Origin of the sequence: Streptosporangium brasiliense (genome assembly GCF_030811595.1) — a bacterium.
In the GTDB taxonomy this organism is placed as follows: Bacteria; Actinomycetota; Actinomycetes; order Streptosporangiales; family Streptosporangiaceae; genus Streptosporangium; species Streptosporangium brasiliense.
The window spans coordinates 7,369,604-7,383,374 of the sequence record NZ_JAUSRB010000002.1; the positions used below are offsets into that span (position 1 = coordinate 7,369,604).

The following is a 13,771-nucleotide window of genomic DNA, read 5'->3' on the forward strand; positions in this document are numbered from 1 at the left end:
GGGCGGCCCGAGTGAGCGTCAAAGACGTAGTGCGCGGGTCAGCGGCCGTGCCGGCGGCCGACCCGCGCCGTACCCCCTTGACGCTTGGCTCGCCTGTCCCGGGAAGTGGTCAGCGGACGGTCACGGCCAGGGGTTCGTGGTGACGCTGTAGGCGAAGCGATACTCGAAGTCGCCGGACTTGGCCCAGGTCAGCTCCCAGCTCCTGCCCGCGACGGCGGTGATGCGGACCGAGCCCAGCTTGTCGTCGCCGACCAGGTCCTCCTCCTGCAGCTCGAGGGTGAGTTGCTCGTTCGGGGCGGCGGTGAGATTGGCCCAGTTGATGTTCTGGTCCCCCGCCGCCCGGACGTTGCTGCCGGGCGGGCAGGCGGCCCTGCTGGAGTCGAAGACGATGCAGTCGTTCTGCGCGGTGCTGATACCCGGATACTGGCTGGGCCAGACCAGGCCGTTGCCGCTGCGGAGCATGTAGAGCTCGTCGTGGCCGGACTCGGAGATGTCGGCGGCATACAGGCTGATGAGGCGGATGAGCAGCTCACCGGAGCTGCGGTGGGCGCTGGCGGGGGCCGCCTGCATCAGTGGCAGCACCAGCAGGAGCCCTGCAACGGCGGCGGTTCGGCGCCATAAGTTCGTCATGCCCTCAGAGTGATCCGCCTCACTTGGAAATCGTTTGGAGCACAGTTGTGCCGTCCCCTGCTGCCGGCGGCCGCCTTGCTGCCGGAACGACAGGGAAACCGTGAACCCCTGAGCGCCTCCACCCGTCTCAGGGACATGAGAGGCATCTGGCTGGTGGCCGTGCTCGTGACGCTCGCCGCCTGCGGCACCGAGTCCGCGGCGACCGCTCCCTCGACTCCCTCGACTCCCTCGGCTGCCCCGACGCGGTACCAGGCCGACGGGACCGTACTCGCCAACGCGGAGCACGGTCCCCAGCTCTGCGCCGCCGTCGCCACCTCCCTGCCGCCCCAGTGCGGCGGGCCCGACATCGTCGGGTGGGACTGGAACGCGGTCGAGCACTCCGCCCGGAACGGCGTGCGCTGGGGCGAATACCACGTGGTCGGCACCTGGGACGGCGGAAGGCTCACGCTCACCGAGCCCCCGCGCCCCGCCAAACGCCACGATGCCCCAGGTGACAAGCCCGACTTCAGCACACCGTGCCCGAAGCCCGCGGGCGGCTGGCGCCCGGTCGACCCGGCGAAGGCCACCCGGGAGGCGATGGCGGCCGCGATCGCCAGGGCCGAGCAGCTCCCCGGATACGCCGGCAGCTGGCTGGACCAGGGCTACCTCAAGGAGATCGACGGTTTCGACCCCGACGACCCTCGATCGGTGGAGCGGCACGCCAACGACGCGGAGCGGCTGGTGCTGAACCTGCGCTTCACCGGCGACCCGGCCGTCCACGAGCCCGCGATCCGCGAGGTCTGGGGCGGTGCGCTGTGCCTGAGCCGGGCCCAGCGCACCACGGCGGAGCTGCGGGCACTCCAGGAGAGGGCGCAGGAGGAGATCAAGGGCGCGACCTCCGTCTGGGCGGACGGACGGGCGGGCTACGTCAAGGTCGGGGTCTGGGTCGTCACCCCGGAGCTCCAGCGCGAGGTCGACGCCAAGTACGGCAAGGGCCTGGTGGTCCTCGAAGGCTTCCTCAGGCCGGTGGGTCCATGACCCCGCAGCGGCGGCTCCGTGTCCGCGGCCCGGCCCACGACGACGGACCGTCGAGGCGCGCCGGAGCCGGCGTGGTGGCCGCGGCGCGGCTGTTCCGCGCCGAGCCACGCCTGAGCCCGGAAGCAGCCGGGGCGGCCTGACGCCCTGGACGACCCTCGAAGGGCCGCAGGCGCCGGTGGTCACCCGGACAGGTCCGTGTCCCACCTGCCGTCAACGGCCGCCCCACCGCTACCGGTCCCCTAGAGGATGTCGAGCCCGATGCCGCCGATGCCGATGAGGCCACCCACCCCAACGCCGTGGCCGATCCCGCTGCCGGAGCTTTCGTAGTAGCCGCCGCCACCACCGTAGTAGCCGCCACCGAACAGATCGCTGATGGGGTCGGACGGGGTCGCTGCTGCGTGGGCCGAGCCGGCGGCTGCGGGCACGGCCAGGATGGCGCCGACGCCGATCAGTGCGGCGGCGATCGTGGTGCGGGTCATCGCGGTACTCCTTTGAGCAGGGGCATGCCGCCTGTTGCGGACCGCCCTCTCCGGTCACTACACGCTCCATCTGACTACCGAGAGTGAGCGAGTCCAAGCATGGGACCATCCAGGCGTGTCCCCCCAAGCCGGATAATCCTCCAACCGGAGACCCCGATGGTGGTGCGGAAGCTGTCATGCCCTGGCCCGCCCCGAAGGGGCCGGGGCCGGCGCGGACTCCGCGGGCGTGCGGCCGGCGTGGCGGCGCGCGGCGGCCAGGTGGCAGAGCAGGGCCAGGGCGGTGACGCCCGCGGCCGGCAGCCCCAGGTCGGCGGGAGCGATGGCGAACGACTCCTGCGCCAGCCCGCCAAGACCGCCGCCGAGGGCGACTCCGACGTAGATGGCCGAGGAGTTGAGACCGAGCAGGACGGGCGCGGCGGCGGGGCTGAGGGCGATGAGCCGGTGTTGCTGCGGAACCACGATGACGCCGATGGTCACGCCCCAGATCCCGGCCCACGCCAGGGTGGGCGCGAGGGCGCCGGTCGCCGCCGGGGCGACGGCCAGGGCGAGGGTCGCGATGACGAGGGCCACGGTGACGACGCGGGTGGGGCTGTGCCGGTCGACCAGCCGTCCGGCGGCGATGTTGCCGGCCAGGGTACCGGCTCCCCAGGCCAGCAGGATGACGGTGAGCAGTGACTCGGAGCCGCCGGTCGCGCCCCGCAGGGCCGGGCCGATGTAGGTGTAGACGATGTAGGCACCGAGGAAGACCAGGGCCGTGACGGCCAGAAGACCCAGGACGCGGCCCTGCTTGAGCGGACGCAACCGGTCGGTCAGCGAGGCTGCGGGGAGCGTCACCTTCGGCAGGGCGGCGGCGATCCCGGCGGCCGCGATGAGACCGATCCCGGCGACGGCCCACAGGGTGAGGTGCCAGTCGGTCCGGCCGATCAGTGTGCCGAGGGGAAGGCCCAGCGCGGTCGCCAGGGTCAGGCCGCCCAGGACGAAGGCCAGCGCTGTGCCGCGGCGTTCGGCGGGCGCGACGGCCGCCGCGGTGCTGGAGGCGGCGGAGGTGATGACGCCGGCGCCGATCGCGGTGACGACGCGGGCGATCATCACCGCCCCGTAGCTGGTGCTCAGGGCGGTGATGACGTTGCCGACCACGAACACGCCCAACGCGATCAGCAGCGCGGAACGCCGGTCGAGTCCGCTGGTGATCGCCCCCATGACGGGTGCCGACACCGCGAGTACCAGGGCGAACACCGTCACCAGCTGGCCGGCGGCGGGCATGGAGACCTCAAGGTCGGCGGCGATGGAGGAGAGCAGACCCGCGATCACATAGCCGTCGGTGCCGACGGCGAAGGTGGCCAGGGCGAGGGGAAGGAGCCGTCTCAACACGGCGGTAACCGCCTTTCCACAGGAGCACTCGGCAGTAGATCGAGCGGCAGTCTAGGAAACATATGGATGCTTGTCCATGTATCCATAGTTTGGATAGGATGCGAGCACACGGAAGACGGGATGCGGCGATGCGTGAGGTGACACAACCGGCGACCGAGGCGATCCGGCTGACGGAGGTGCTGCGGGCGCTGGCGGATCCAGTACGGCTGGAGCTCGTCCAGCGGCTCGACCGGATGGGGCAGGACAGCTGCACCACGCTCGGCGACCAGATCGACGTTCACCAGACGACGCTGTCGCACCACTACCGGGTGCTACGCGAGGCGGGCGTGACATGGACCACCGTGCAGGGCCGGTCCAGGCTGGTGCGGTTGCGCCGCGACGATCTCGACGCGCTGTTCCCCGGCCTGCTCGACTCCGTGCTGGCCGGACGCATGCGCGAGACCGCGACCACCGGCCCCATCGAGACACCCTGAGCGACGGGGCACTCCCCCGTCGGCACGCCGGCCGACCGACACCCCCGACAGTCGCCTCCGGCGGGCTCCGCGGTCATGGCGGACAGCCGCCCGGGCGGCGCTCGGCCTCAGCCGGCGCACCGGCGATCATCGTGACGCCTGGATGCGGCCCGGACGGGCGAGGCGGTGTCTGCGCCAGATCGGATACGCGATCGCGGTCAGCACGGTCAGCAGCGGCGCGGGATGGCCGAGACGGGAGGCGAGCAGGTAGTCGAGCAGGGGCACGGCGATGATGAAGGAGACCAGCAGGCCAGGTGGCGCCGGCGGTTTCGGCGGCGTGGCGGTCCAGGGGGTGCGCTTCCAGGGCTTGGCCACCGAGAGCCAGCACTGAAAGGCGATGGCCGAGGCCATCAGGATCGTACCGGCCGCAAGCGCCGCGGAGTCGGCCTGCCCGCCGTCGGCGAGCGCGGTGAGTCGAGGACTGAGCAGGAAGATCGCGACACAGATCTGGATCATGGTGATGGCGAACTTGACCAGCACCCACCAGTACTGGAAGTAGCCCCACCGGGTCAGCGGCGCCAGCATGAGTCCGGTGAAGGCCGATGCGTTGGCCAGGTGCACCAGCACCTCGGCGTCAAGCACTTCGGCCATCTCATAGGCATGGGGGTCGCCGGCGGTCATGCCGTGGACCAGCAGAGCGAACAGTGCGAGCGCCTGGCTCATCCAGCCCACCGACGTCACCACGTGCAGGCAGACCAGAAGGTTTCGCGCGTGTCGACCCATGGTGCCGAGTTTATACGTAGACAAGCTACATGTAGGTCATCTATCTATAACAGTGCGTCGACAACGCGTCCGTCCAGCTTCGGTGAGCCGGCCGGGTCCGCCGTCGCGCCGGTGCCGTGCTCCCCCGCGATGTCAGCCGACGGCGGGATGGGCGTGGTATTCCTCGTCGGTGACGAGCGCGCCCCACTCGGTCTCGGGTACGTCCGCCTCGCCGACGCCCTCCCACATGGCCAGGTGGGCCATGAAGTGGTCGGGGGCCGCGCCGTGCCAGTGCCACTCCCCGGGCGGGGTGCGGACGGTGTCGCCGGGCCACATCACGACGATCTCGCCGCCGCGGGACTGCACCAGCCCGATGCCCTCGGTGACGTGCAGGGTCTGCCCGACGGCGTGCCGGTGCCAGGCGGTGCGCGAGCAGGGGGCGAAGCGCACGACGTTGACCCGCATCCGCGACGGCTCGGTGCCGGCGTGGATGACGTCGAACCAGACGTCGCCGGTGAACCATTCGGCCGGGCCCTTGCCGGTGGGGCGTTTCCGCAGGACTTCCATGTTCGGTCTCCTCAGTAGCTGATCCACGGTCTGGTCGTCCGGCGGACGCCGAGCCCGAGGGCAGGCGCCCGCACTCCGTTGTCGAGTGTGACGAGCGGGCTGTCGAGCGTGATGAGCGGACTGTTGAGTGTGATGAGCGGACTGTCGAGTGTGACGAGCGGGCTGGATCCGGTCACGGTTGATCTTTTCAACCGCGGGAGCCGCGGTTTCAGCGCTCGATCATCTGCATCTGCTCCTCGTTGTGGTGCTCGCCGGCGGCCGGGGGGAGGTTGTCGAGCTTGCCGATCCGCTCGGCGGTCAGCTCGATGCCGTCGGCGGCGATGTTCTCCTCGACACGCGCGACCCGCTTGGTGCCGGGGATCGGGACGATGTGCTCGCCCTTCGCCAGCAGCCAGGCCAGGGCCACCTGCGCCGGCGTGGCACCCACCTCGGTGGCGACGGCCTGGACCTCGTCGGCGAGGCGCAGGTTGCGCCGGAAGTTCTCCCCGGTGAAGCGCGGGTTGGTCTTGCGCCAGTCGGTGTCGTCGAACTGTTCGGGAGAGCGGATCGCGCCGGTGAGGAAGCCGTGGCCCAGCGGTGAGTACGGCACGAACCCGATACCCAGCTCGCGCAGCACCGGCAGCACCCGCTCCTCCACGTCCCGGGTCCACAGGGAGTACTCCGACTGCACGGCGGTGACCGGGTGGACGGCGTGGGCGCGGCGGATCGTGTCCGGCCCGGCCTCCGACAGGCCGATGTGGCGGACCTTGCCCTGTTCGACCAGTTCGGCCAGGGCGCCGACGGTGTCCTCGATGGGGACGTTCGGGTCGACGCGGTGCTGGTAGTACAGGTCGATGCGGTCGGTGCCGAGACGCTTGAGCGATCCTTCGACGGCGGTGCGGATGTTGGCCGGGCTGCTGTCGAGGTGTCCGGGGCCGCCGTACGCGTGCGAGATCATGCCGAACTTGGTCGCCAGCACGACCTGGTCCCGGTGGCCCTTCAGAGCCCGGCCGACAAGTTCCTCGTTGGCGTACGGCCCGTAGATCTCGGCGGTGTCGAGGAAGGTGACGCCCAGCTCCAGCGCGCGACGGATGGTGCGGACGGACTCGGCGTCATCGGTGCCCGCGCCGGTGTAGCCGAAGGACATGCCCATCGTGCCCAGGCCGATGCGGGAGACGTCCAGATCTCTCAGGGTGGTGTGTTTCATGGTCACCTCTCGGGAACGAGTTTGATCGTCGCTGCGCGCGCCTGGGGGATGACGACGCCGCCGATGATGTCCGCGCCGTAGCGGCGGTACTTGGTGCGGTAGACCTCGTCGATCTGGTCGTGGACGGCGGGATCGGCGGGATCGGCGTCGGCGAAGGTGACGTCCCGCTGGAGACCGCCGGCCCAGATGCGGCCTCCGTGGCCGGTCCGGGTGCCGCGACACCAGGCGCCGGAGCGCCTGGGAGCCTCCCGCTTTCCGTGGTCGCCGTCTTTCCGTGGTCGCCGTCTTCCGTGGTCGCCGTTGGACCTACCCGCGGCCGGTCGGAACTGGACGACCGGCACGCCTGGCGGAGGTCTGTTGTCGGTAAAATCGCCTGAGCGCCAACACGTTCGGCCACAACGGCCCGGCCGGCTCGGAATCCTTCGCCGCCCCTCTCAGCGGCGTCGCCTCCGGCTACACCCGTCGCCGCTTCTCCTTCAACTGGTCCTGTCCTGAGCCAACTGGTCCGATCCCGAGCCCGACGGGCCAGGACACAGGGCCCGAGCAACTGACCGCCCCTGAAGGGGCGCGCGGCACGCACCCGTGAATCGACCAGAGCGGCACGGTGAAGGCGGAACAGTCGTCACCCCCGCCCGGAAAAACGGTCACGATCACCGGTCACAATCGTCGGCAGCACCTACCTGACCGCCCTGCGCACCGGCAACCTCCGCAGCGCGGGAGAAGCGGAGGAGCGCGTCACCGCCGTGGCGTCCTGCTTCACTGGAACCGAACGGATCGCACTGGCGTTGGTGGGGGCGGTGCTCACCGCCACCCCCTACGGTGAGCGCATCCCCGACGACCTCTACGCCCAGGCGTCCGACCGCTACGACGACAAGGCACTCGCCACGCTCATCATGGCGATCGGCCAGGTCTGCTTCTTCATCCCCCTCGCCCTCATCGGCAAACCGCTCCCCGGCGCGTCTCCCGCGGCGCAACGGAAAATCCGGCGGATACTGCTGATCATTCGTCTCGGGCGGTCTGATCCCGTGCCGGCTCAGCCGAGGTTGTCGCTCGAGGTGGCGTCTCGGGCCATACGCACGTTTGGCAGTTTTCCTTGCCAGAGCTCTCGCTCGCCTGTGGCCTTGAATCCATGGCGCCGGTAGAAGCGGATCGCGCGCTCGTTGTAGTCGGTGACCCACAGGCGCATAGGTGTGTTCCCCGCCCAGGTGAGGAACTCACCCATCAGCCGGCCTCCGATGCCTCGGCCCTGGACCTCCTCCAGCAGATACATCGGCCCGAGAGTGACCACCTCGTCCCGGCGGCCGCAGAGGAAGCCGACGATCTCCGTCCCGGAGCGGACGACACGGCAGAACAGCAGATCCGGCTGCCGTCTCGCCGCCTCGATGAACTCCCGCCACCGGGCGATTCCCTCCTCTGTGGCAGAAGAGCCACGGTGCTCACGGATCCAGTTCTCATCGATCCCCGCGTCCTCACAGGGATACGTCTGCAGCCAGGCCCTCAACTGCAGCGGGCCCAGAGACGCGGCGTCGTCGGCACGGGGAGCTTCGATCACATGGGTCATGGGGACCATCCTCGACGATACTCCCCGAGCGGCTCACGCGATTCTTTGCGATCTCGTCGCCGCAGGTCACAGCTCTGACCCTGGAGCAGTTCCGTTGAGACGGAACAGATCACTTCCGGATTCCGCCGAGGACGAGGGCGGTGCGGGCGATGTCGCCGATCCGACCGGGGCTGAGCGTGACATGTTGCAGGGTGCGCCGCGTCCCGTCGGGCAGCCGGAGCAGTACATGGCAACAGGCAGTTGTCACGTACATGCCGGCGCCGATGACGCCCTGGTGGAGTTGGTGATGGCCGATGACCAAGTACGGGAGAAACGGGCAGTCACGTCTCTGACCACGGCTTTCGCAGGGACCCGGGCAACGCGGGGCGCCACGACGGCGTGCTCCGGAGGTGACGATGGCCCGACACGGTGCGCGGGCCATCGTCGTCGCGGCCGCACACGGACCGGATGTGGCCGCCGGGCCAGGTGGTGATGCCGAGCATCCGGTCGCGGGCCGATGATCGAATCGCTTCCGTGGTCTGGCGCTCGCCGCTCGCTGGGCGCCTGGTTCGCTACTCTGTGATACCGTGTAGCAGTACTCGGTAGCACAAAGTACCAAGAGACCGAAGAGGACCCACGATGGACGACCTGACGGAGATGCTGAAGGGCACGCTTGAGGGCTGCGTGCTTGAAATCATCGGCAGCGAGGAGACCTACGGGTACGCCATCACGCGTCGGCTGAACGGACTCGGCTTCGCCGACGTCGTCGAGGGGACGGTTTACACCATCCTGCTGCGGCTGGAGAAGAACGGGCTCGTCCAGGCGACGAAACGACCGTCCGGGCTGGGCCCGCCGCGCAAGTTCTATGTGCTCAACGACGCGGGGCGCGAAGAACTCGCAAGGTTCTGGGCCAAATGGGAGTACATCACATCACGGATCGACAAGCTCAAGGAGGGCGGGAGATGAACTTCTGGGAGACCATGACAGGCAGCGATCTCACCAGGGAATGGAAGGCGTTCGAAACCCGGGCCAAGGAATTGCCGGCCGACTACCGGGCGGCGTGGGAAGAGATCAAGGGCCATCTTTCTCCCTACGCGGACTTCACAGGTCGAAATCTGATGCCGATTCTCGACAATGCTCTGGGGCTGCTCGAAGAGACAGCGTCCGACGGGCAGAGCATTCACGAGGTGCTGGGTGACGACATCGAGGGCTTCTGCGCGGCACTGGCCGGCGGAGAAGGAGCTCGGAACCATCGCGACCGGTGGCGCGAGCAGTTGAACAGAAACGTCGCAAAGAAATTGGGCCGGCTAGGAGGCTGACGTGGGCATCCAGGACATCATCGAAGGCAAGAAGCAGTGGCGGGCGCACATGGCGCGGGTCAAGGCGCTCCCGCCGGACTATGAGATCGTCTACAAGGAGATTCAGAAATACATCTTCAAGGTTGGACCGATCGACTTGCTTGACGGGTCCCTACTCTCAGGGATCCTCGATTTCTTCGAGGAGGGCGCCGCGGCCGGCAAGGGAGTCCTGGAACTCATCGGCAATGACGTCGCCGCCTTCTGCGACGACCTGATGAAGGACTCGCGCACCTACGCGGACATCTATCAGGAGTCCATCAGCGGGAGACCCGGCACGGCCGAGAAGTAACACCCGTCGACCGGTGCCGGCGGAGTTCTTCGACGGGTGAGCCGGAGGAGAACATCGGGCCCCTGACCGTCGAAAGCCTGCTTGCCGCTGCGCGCGCCGAGTCGCGCCGGTTGCCTCCCGCCGGAGCCGCCGTCGCGGCCGCCCGCGGCGCTCGGCTGGTGGGCACCCGCCCGCACTTCCAGCGGCCGGCCGACGGTGAGATCCGGGCGCGATCGTCATCGAACGCACCCGTCTGAAATGGCGTCTCGACCCTGCCAACCTGGCCCGCCCCCCTGAGGCGACCTGCCACGACGCCGGCGAGGACCACTCGCGCGCCTTCTGCGAGTAGGCGCCGTCCACTTGGGCGTCCTCCTGCCGAACATGTCCCCGGCCCCAAGGAGGCTTTTCATCCCCTGGCGGCAGGGTGCTGGTCACAGCATGATCGCGAGCTTGGTGTTCGCCTTACGGAGCAAGAAACCCCTGGCAGACGGATTGATCACCACAACCAGATCCGTCACAACCAGGGGCTTCGGACGCTGCTCTATCGTGCTGCCGTCGATCTGTCGCGTTCAACGCTGAACTACGTCGCCGGGGTGATCCGCCGGCACCGCAAGGCGATCGGGCCTGCCCGGCGGCTGCTCAACTGGCTATGAAGGTGGATCCGAGAGCCATGTGTCGGTCGGTTTGAGAGCCACTTGCCGATCAACTGCCTTGGAGTGTCAGTGAAAAAGAGAGTCATGTCCACGGGTCTGGGGCATGGCTCTCGTGACGCTGTGTGAGTGTTGTCGGCGTACACCTCCCGCTGCGGAGGCGAGTACGCGTAAACGTGCACAGCCCGAGGATGTCAGCCGGTGGCGGTGATGTGGCTTTGACGGCTGCCAGGCTCCGTGAGGCGGCAGCAGGGGTGCGACGTACGCGTATGTTCGACCAGGTTCAGCGGAGTTCCTGGCGTTCTGCCGTTTCGCCCAGACGATGGAGCAGGTGCGCCCAGCCATCGCCGGTCTCCTCTTCGAGTGCGGCCGGCAGACCACTGTGGCGCAGGGTGAGCTCGGTGCCATCACCGTCCGGGGTCAGGGTGACTTCGACTCGGGATGCCTCTGGTGCCATGTCGGGCGCTCCTGGTGTGGCCTCCCAGCCGAAGGTGAAGACGAGACGTTCGTACGGCACGAGCTCCACGAACCGTCCGCGCATCACCGGGCGTGGGCCCCCGTGCATCGCAACCTGCAAGGTGCCACCGGGGCGGGCGTCCAGCTCGGCCGTTCCCCACCATTGCGCCAGGCGTGCCGGGTCTGTGAAGAACCGCCAGACCGTCTCGGGACGCGCACGGATGTGCAACGTCTGCTCAATCGTCCTGCTCACAACGGTCCCTTCACGTCCTGGTCACCAGTGTGCGCGCGTTCTTCTCGCTCGGCTTCGCGCTGGAGGCGGCCGAGCGAGGTGGACCACATTGTCTCCAGGAACGTCACCGCCTCGGCCAGCCCCTCCGGACGTAGCCGATAGAAGCGGCGATTGCCTGCGCGGCGGACGACGACGAGGCGGGCCGCTGTCAGCGTTCGCAGATGCTGGGATACCGCAGGGCGACTGATTTCGGGAAAGCGCTCGGCGATCTCGCCTGCCGATACCTCGCGATCCCGCACCAGGACGAGGATGGCGCGGCGGGTCGGGTCCGCCACAGCGCGAAGCGCGTCGTCCATGGGCCACCGCCTTCGTTTGCGCACTGCCAGGACAGCATGTAAGTGTTTAAGCAACATCTTACACTCTATCGATGACGAGGATCCGCCATGTCAGGAGACGACAACACCCGTGCCCCGCGACCGGAGAACCAGCGCCTGAATGCGCTGGTTGGCCGTTGGCGTTCGCAGGGGCGTACAGCGGCCACCGCGATCGACCCGGCGATCCGCATCGCCGGGTCGGACACCTACGAGTGGCTGGCGGGCGAGCACTTCCTCATTCACCGTGTGGACGTGCGCATGAATGAGGAGCACGTCGAGGTCATCGAGATGATCGGGCCCTACGATCCAGCGAGCCGGACCTACCCCATGCGCTCCTTCGACAATCACGGCAACTTCACCACCATGCGGGCAAGCGTCGACGGCGAGGGGGTCTGGACGTTCGCCGGTGAGACGGAGCGGGCGACGCTGGTGATCGCCGAAGACGGCGACTCCATGACGGCCGAATGGGAGCGCACTGACAACGGCTCAAACTGGCGGCACTGGATGGACATGAGCTTCACGAGGGCTTCCAGCCCCAGCGCCATCCCTCGCCGCTGAATCCCTCGCAGATCAGAGGCCTCACCGTCGAGCTCGCCTCGCCGTTCCTGGCGGAGGCACCACAACACCATCATGCTGTGCGCGTCTATCCGTACGCGCATTTGCACATGGAGGTGTACGCCGACAAGGCTCCCCACTCGGGTCCGTGTCACCAGCCGCAAAGTAACGCCGAGTAACCGCCGCTGCTTGCGTGGTCGCGAGATCGGTCATCTCAGGGGAGGCTGAACACGCCGGATCACCGGGGTTTGCCGCTGATCGCGGCTCGCGGGCAGGTCGGGCCGAGGTGCGCGGCCGGCGGGTTGTTGAGGTGGTCACCCCACAGGACGCGCCAGCTGCAAGATCGCCATTCTCAAACACCCACATAGGGCGGCAGACGCCCCCAGCGCCACGGCGGCCCCCGGCGATCGACGCTGCGATCACTGTGTGTTATCGGCCAACTACATAACATCTCTTGCCGGGGAGCCATGCAACCTGCTTCACCATCGGCCGACCAGCCCGCGGGAAGGAGGGTCAGGGCAGCGGGGTGGCTGCCTCGACCCGGTTGAGGTGCACGATCACGTCGAAGGCCGCTCCCAGGGCCAGCGGCCGGTTGAACTGCTCGGGCACGTACGTGGCCGGGATGGTGAAGGTCGGGCGGGCGGTGTCCAGCCACGCTCGGGTGGACGGAGTGCGGCCGGCACGGCGCAGGTCCACGTAGTAGTCGCGGTAGCGAACCCGGTCCAGGACGGCCTCGCTGCTGTCCGGGACGGGGGCGCCGGTGTCGAAGACGGCGACCTTGCCGGTCTTGGGGTCGGTGGCGCGGAAGCGGCCGCTGTGGATGGTGGTGCCGATCGCCACATAGGAGGTGCCGGCCAGGGAGCGCAGGACGGCCCCCTGGGTGACCGGGTACAGATCGGGCCAGGCCGAGACGTAGCCGATGTGCCCGTTGTGCGCGGCCGCCACGGTCTTGCTGCCGGTGTGGCGCTGCCACCACACGGTGTTCTCGGCCATGGACCGGTCACGGTGACGGTGCAGGGCGGACCCGTCCAGTGCGTACATGGTGGTCATCTGGACGATGACGCGGGCCTCCTGCAGGACCTTCGGGCTCACCTTGCCGCTGCCGTCCAGCAGGCGGTAGGCGGCCTGAGCGTCGCCGGCCAGGGCGGCGCGCCGCTCGGCCGGCAGTGTGGCCAGGGTGTTCATCCGTTCCTCCACACCGGCGGGCAGGGCGAGCAGGCCCGCGTAGCGGCGACGCAGTTCGGGCTCCAGCGACGGCTGGTGCTTCTCGGCCCAGGCGAGGATGCGCCGGTACTGCTCGGGAAGGACGTCGCCGATGTCGAATCCCATCACGCGCAGCTTGCGCGAGGCGGTGCGGTTGTAGTCGCGCATCCACTCGTAGAGGTCCATCCACTCCTGGGTCCTCCACGAGCCGTAGGACTGCTGGAAATCCTCGGCCATGATCGTGCGCAGGTCGCCCTTGCCGGTGCGCACGTACGCGTCCAGGCGGACGCCGGCCGACCAGGGCGCCTCCAGCGCCAGCGTGGTGAAGCCCTGGGTCTGCACCAGGTGCCGGAACATCCGGTGCCGCAGCGTGAACAGCTCCTTCGAGCCGTGCGTGACCTCGCCGATCCCCACGATGGTGGCGCCCTTGGTCATCGCCGACAACGCCCGCAGGTCGCGGGACTGACCGCCCGGGACGGTGCTGCGCAGTTCCTGGGCGTGGCGCTCCAGGTCCGCCACCACCCGCTCCTGGCCGGCGCCGACGGCCACCGTGGCAACGCCGGCGGGGGCGGGGGCGGGGGTGGCGAATGCCGGAGCGCTCATGCTCGTCAGACAGGCCGCCAGCGCCAGGGTGACCGGCACGGTACGACGCAGAGTGTTGCTCGTCAAGA

18 protein-coding genes are annotated in these 13,771 nt (G+C 68.7%); 6 read left to right on the top strand and 12 right to left on the bottom strand.

The window, feature by feature from the left end; genetic code table 11:
• Nucleotides 1–120: 120 nt before the first annotated feature.
• Nucleotides 121–630 carry a hypothetical protein gene (locus J2S55_RS42685; protein ID WP_306873196.1) on the bottom strand — a complete coding sequence of 170 codons (510 nt, stop codon included), beginning with the start codon at nucleotides 628–630 and terminating at the stop codon, nucleotides 121–123.
• A 135-nt stretch (nucleotides 631–765) separates the two neighbouring features.
• Between J2S55_RS42685 and J2S55_RS42690 the strand changes: the two genes are divergently transcribed.
• Complete coding sequence (locus J2S55_RS42690; RefSeq protein WP_306873198.1) at nucleotides 766–1,647, top strand: hypothetical protein; 882 nt, start codon at nucleotides 766–768, stop codon at nucleotides 1,645–1,647.
• A 239-nt stretch (nucleotides 1,648–1,886) separates the two neighbouring features.
• Here the strand turns inward: J2S55_RS42690 and J2S55_RS42695 are convergent, their stop codons facing one another.
• Together J2S55_RS42695 and J2S55_RS42700 are read right to left on the bottom strand one after the other, a co-directional pair.
• The gene (locus tag J2S55_RS42695) at nucleotides 1,887–2,126 is read right to left on the bottom strand and encodes a hypothetical protein (RefSeq protein WP_306873200.1); all 240 of its coding nucleotides are present in this window, start codon (nucleotides 2,124–2,126) and stop codon (nucleotides 1,887–1,889) included.
• A 174-nt stretch (nucleotides 2,127–2,300) separates the two neighbouring features.
• Complete coding sequence (locus J2S55_RS42700; protein WP_306873202.1) at nucleotides 2,301–3,497, bottom strand: MFS transporter; 1,197 nt, start codon at nucleotides 3,495–3,497, stop codon at nucleotides 2,301–2,303.
• 128 nt (nucleotides 3,498–3,625) lie between these two features.
• Here J2S55_RS42700 and J2S55_RS42705 point away from each other — a divergent pair, with 128 nt between their 5' ends.
• Nucleotides 3,626–3,970, top strand: a complete 345-nt coding sequence (locus J2S55_RS42705; RefSeq protein WP_306873203.1) for an ArsR/SmtB family transcription factor — start codon at nucleotides 3,626–3,628, stop codon at nucleotides 3,968–3,970.
• A gap of 126 nt (nucleotides 3,971–4,096) precedes the next feature.
• Here the strand turns inward: J2S55_RS42705 and J2S55_RS42710 are convergent, their stop codons facing one another.
• The 6 genes from J2S55_RS42710 to J2S55_RS42735 all read right to left on the bottom strand — a co-directional run bounded on the left by J2S55_RS42710 (nucleotide 4,097) and on the right by J2S55_RS42735 (nucleotide 8,025).
• Nucleotides 4,097–4,732, bottom strand: coding sequence for a hypothetical protein (locus tag J2S55_RS42710; protein ID WP_306873205.1), 636 nt, complete (start codon nucleotides 4,730–4,732; stop codon nucleotides 4,097–4,099).
• 132 nt (nucleotides 4,733–4,864) lie between these two features.
• Entirely contained in the window at nucleotides 4,865–5,278 is a 414-nt protein-coding gene (locus J2S55_RS42715) for a (R)-mandelonitrile lyase (protein ID WP_306873208.1), read from the bottom strand.
• Nucleotides 5,279–5,289: 11 nt separating this feature from the next.
• Complete coding sequence (locus J2S55_RS42720; RefSeq protein ID WP_306873211.1) at nucleotides 5,290–5,454, bottom strand: hypothetical protein; 165 nt, start codon at nucleotides 5,452–5,454, stop codon at nucleotides 5,290–5,292.
• Nucleotides 5,455–5,486: 32 nt separating this feature from the next.
• Nucleotides 5,487–6,464, bottom strand: a complete 978-nt coding sequence (locus tag J2S55_RS42725) for an aldo/keto reductase (RefSeq protein ID WP_306873213.1) — start codon at nucleotides 6,462–6,464, stop codon at nucleotides 5,487–5,489.
• 2 nt (nucleotides 6,465–6,466) lie between these two features.
• The gene (locus J2S55_RS42730; protein ID WP_306873215.1) at nucleotides 6,467–6,805 is read right to left on the bottom strand and encodes a DUF2255 family protein; all 339 of its coding nucleotides are present in this window, start codon (nucleotides 6,803–6,805) and stop codon (nucleotides 6,467–6,469) included.
• Between the two features lie 692 nt (nucleotides 6,806–7,497).
• Complete coding sequence (locus J2S55_RS42735; protein ID WP_306873218.1) at nucleotides 7,498–8,025, bottom strand: GNAT family N-acetyltransferase; 528 nt, start codon at nucleotides 8,023–8,025, stop codon at nucleotides 7,498–7,500.
• Nucleotides 8,026–8,643: 618 nt separating this feature from the next.
• Between J2S55_RS42735 and J2S55_RS42740 the strand changes: the two genes are divergently transcribed.
• From J2S55_RS42740 to J2S55_RS42750, 3 genes are read left to right on the top strand one after another with little or no spacing between them, the layout of a single operon-like run.
• Nucleotides 8,644–8,970 carry a PadR family transcriptional regulator gene (locus J2S55_RS42740; protein ID WP_306873220.1) on the top strand — a complete coding sequence of 109 codons (327 nt, stop codon included), beginning with the start codon at nucleotides 8,644–8,646 and terminating at the stop codon, nucleotides 8,968–8,970.
• On the top strand, nucleotides 8,967–9,323 hold the full coding sequence (locus J2S55_RS42745) for a DUF1048 domain-containing protein (RefSeq protein ID WP_306873223.1): 357 nt from the start codon (nucleotides 8,967–8,969) through the stop codon (nucleotides 9,321–9,323). Before J2S55_RS42740 ends, J2S55_RS42745 begins: the two co-directional genes overlap by 4 nt.
• Nucleotide 9,324: 1 nt before the next feature.
• Nucleotides 9,325–9,651 carry a DUF1048 domain-containing protein gene (locus tag J2S55_RS42750; RefSeq protein WP_306873225.1) on the top strand — a complete coding sequence of 109 codons (327 nt, stop codon included), beginning with the start codon at nucleotides 9,325–9,327 and terminating at the stop codon, nucleotides 9,649–9,651.
• Nucleotides 9,652–10,563: 912 nt separating this feature from the next.
• Here J2S55_RS42750 and J2S55_RS42755 read toward each other — a convergent pair.
• On the bottom strand, nucleotides 10,564–10,989 hold the full coding sequence (locus J2S55_RS42755; RefSeq protein ID WP_306873227.1) for an SRPBCC family protein: 426 nt from the start codon (nucleotides 10,987–10,989) through the stop codon (nucleotides 10,564–10,566).
• A complete protein-coding gene (locus J2S55_RS42760) occupies nucleotides 10,986–11,324 on the bottom strand; it encodes an ArsR/SmtB family transcription factor (RefSeq protein WP_306873229.1) in 339 nt (112 codons plus the stop codon). Before J2S55_RS42760 ends, J2S55_RS42755 begins: the two co-directional genes overlap by 4 nt.
• 87 nt (nucleotides 11,325–11,411) lie before the next feature.
• Between J2S55_RS42760 and J2S55_RS42765 the strand changes: the two genes are divergently transcribed.
• On the top strand, nucleotides 11,412–11,900 hold the full coding sequence (locus J2S55_RS42765) for a DUF1579 family protein (protein WP_306873232.1): 489 nt from the start codon (nucleotides 11,412–11,414) through the stop codon (nucleotides 11,898–11,900).
• Nucleotides 11,901–12,410: 510 nt separating this feature from the next.
• On the opposite strand, the gene J2S55_RS42770 is transcribed toward J2S55_RS42765, so the two are convergent.
• Complete coding sequence (locus J2S55_RS42770) at nucleotides 12,411–13,769, bottom strand: erythromycin esterase family protein (RefSeq protein ID WP_306873234.1); 1,359 nt, start codon at nucleotides 13,767–13,769, stop codon at nucleotides 12,411–12,413.
• Nucleotides 13,770–13,771 lie beyond the last annotated feature (2 nt).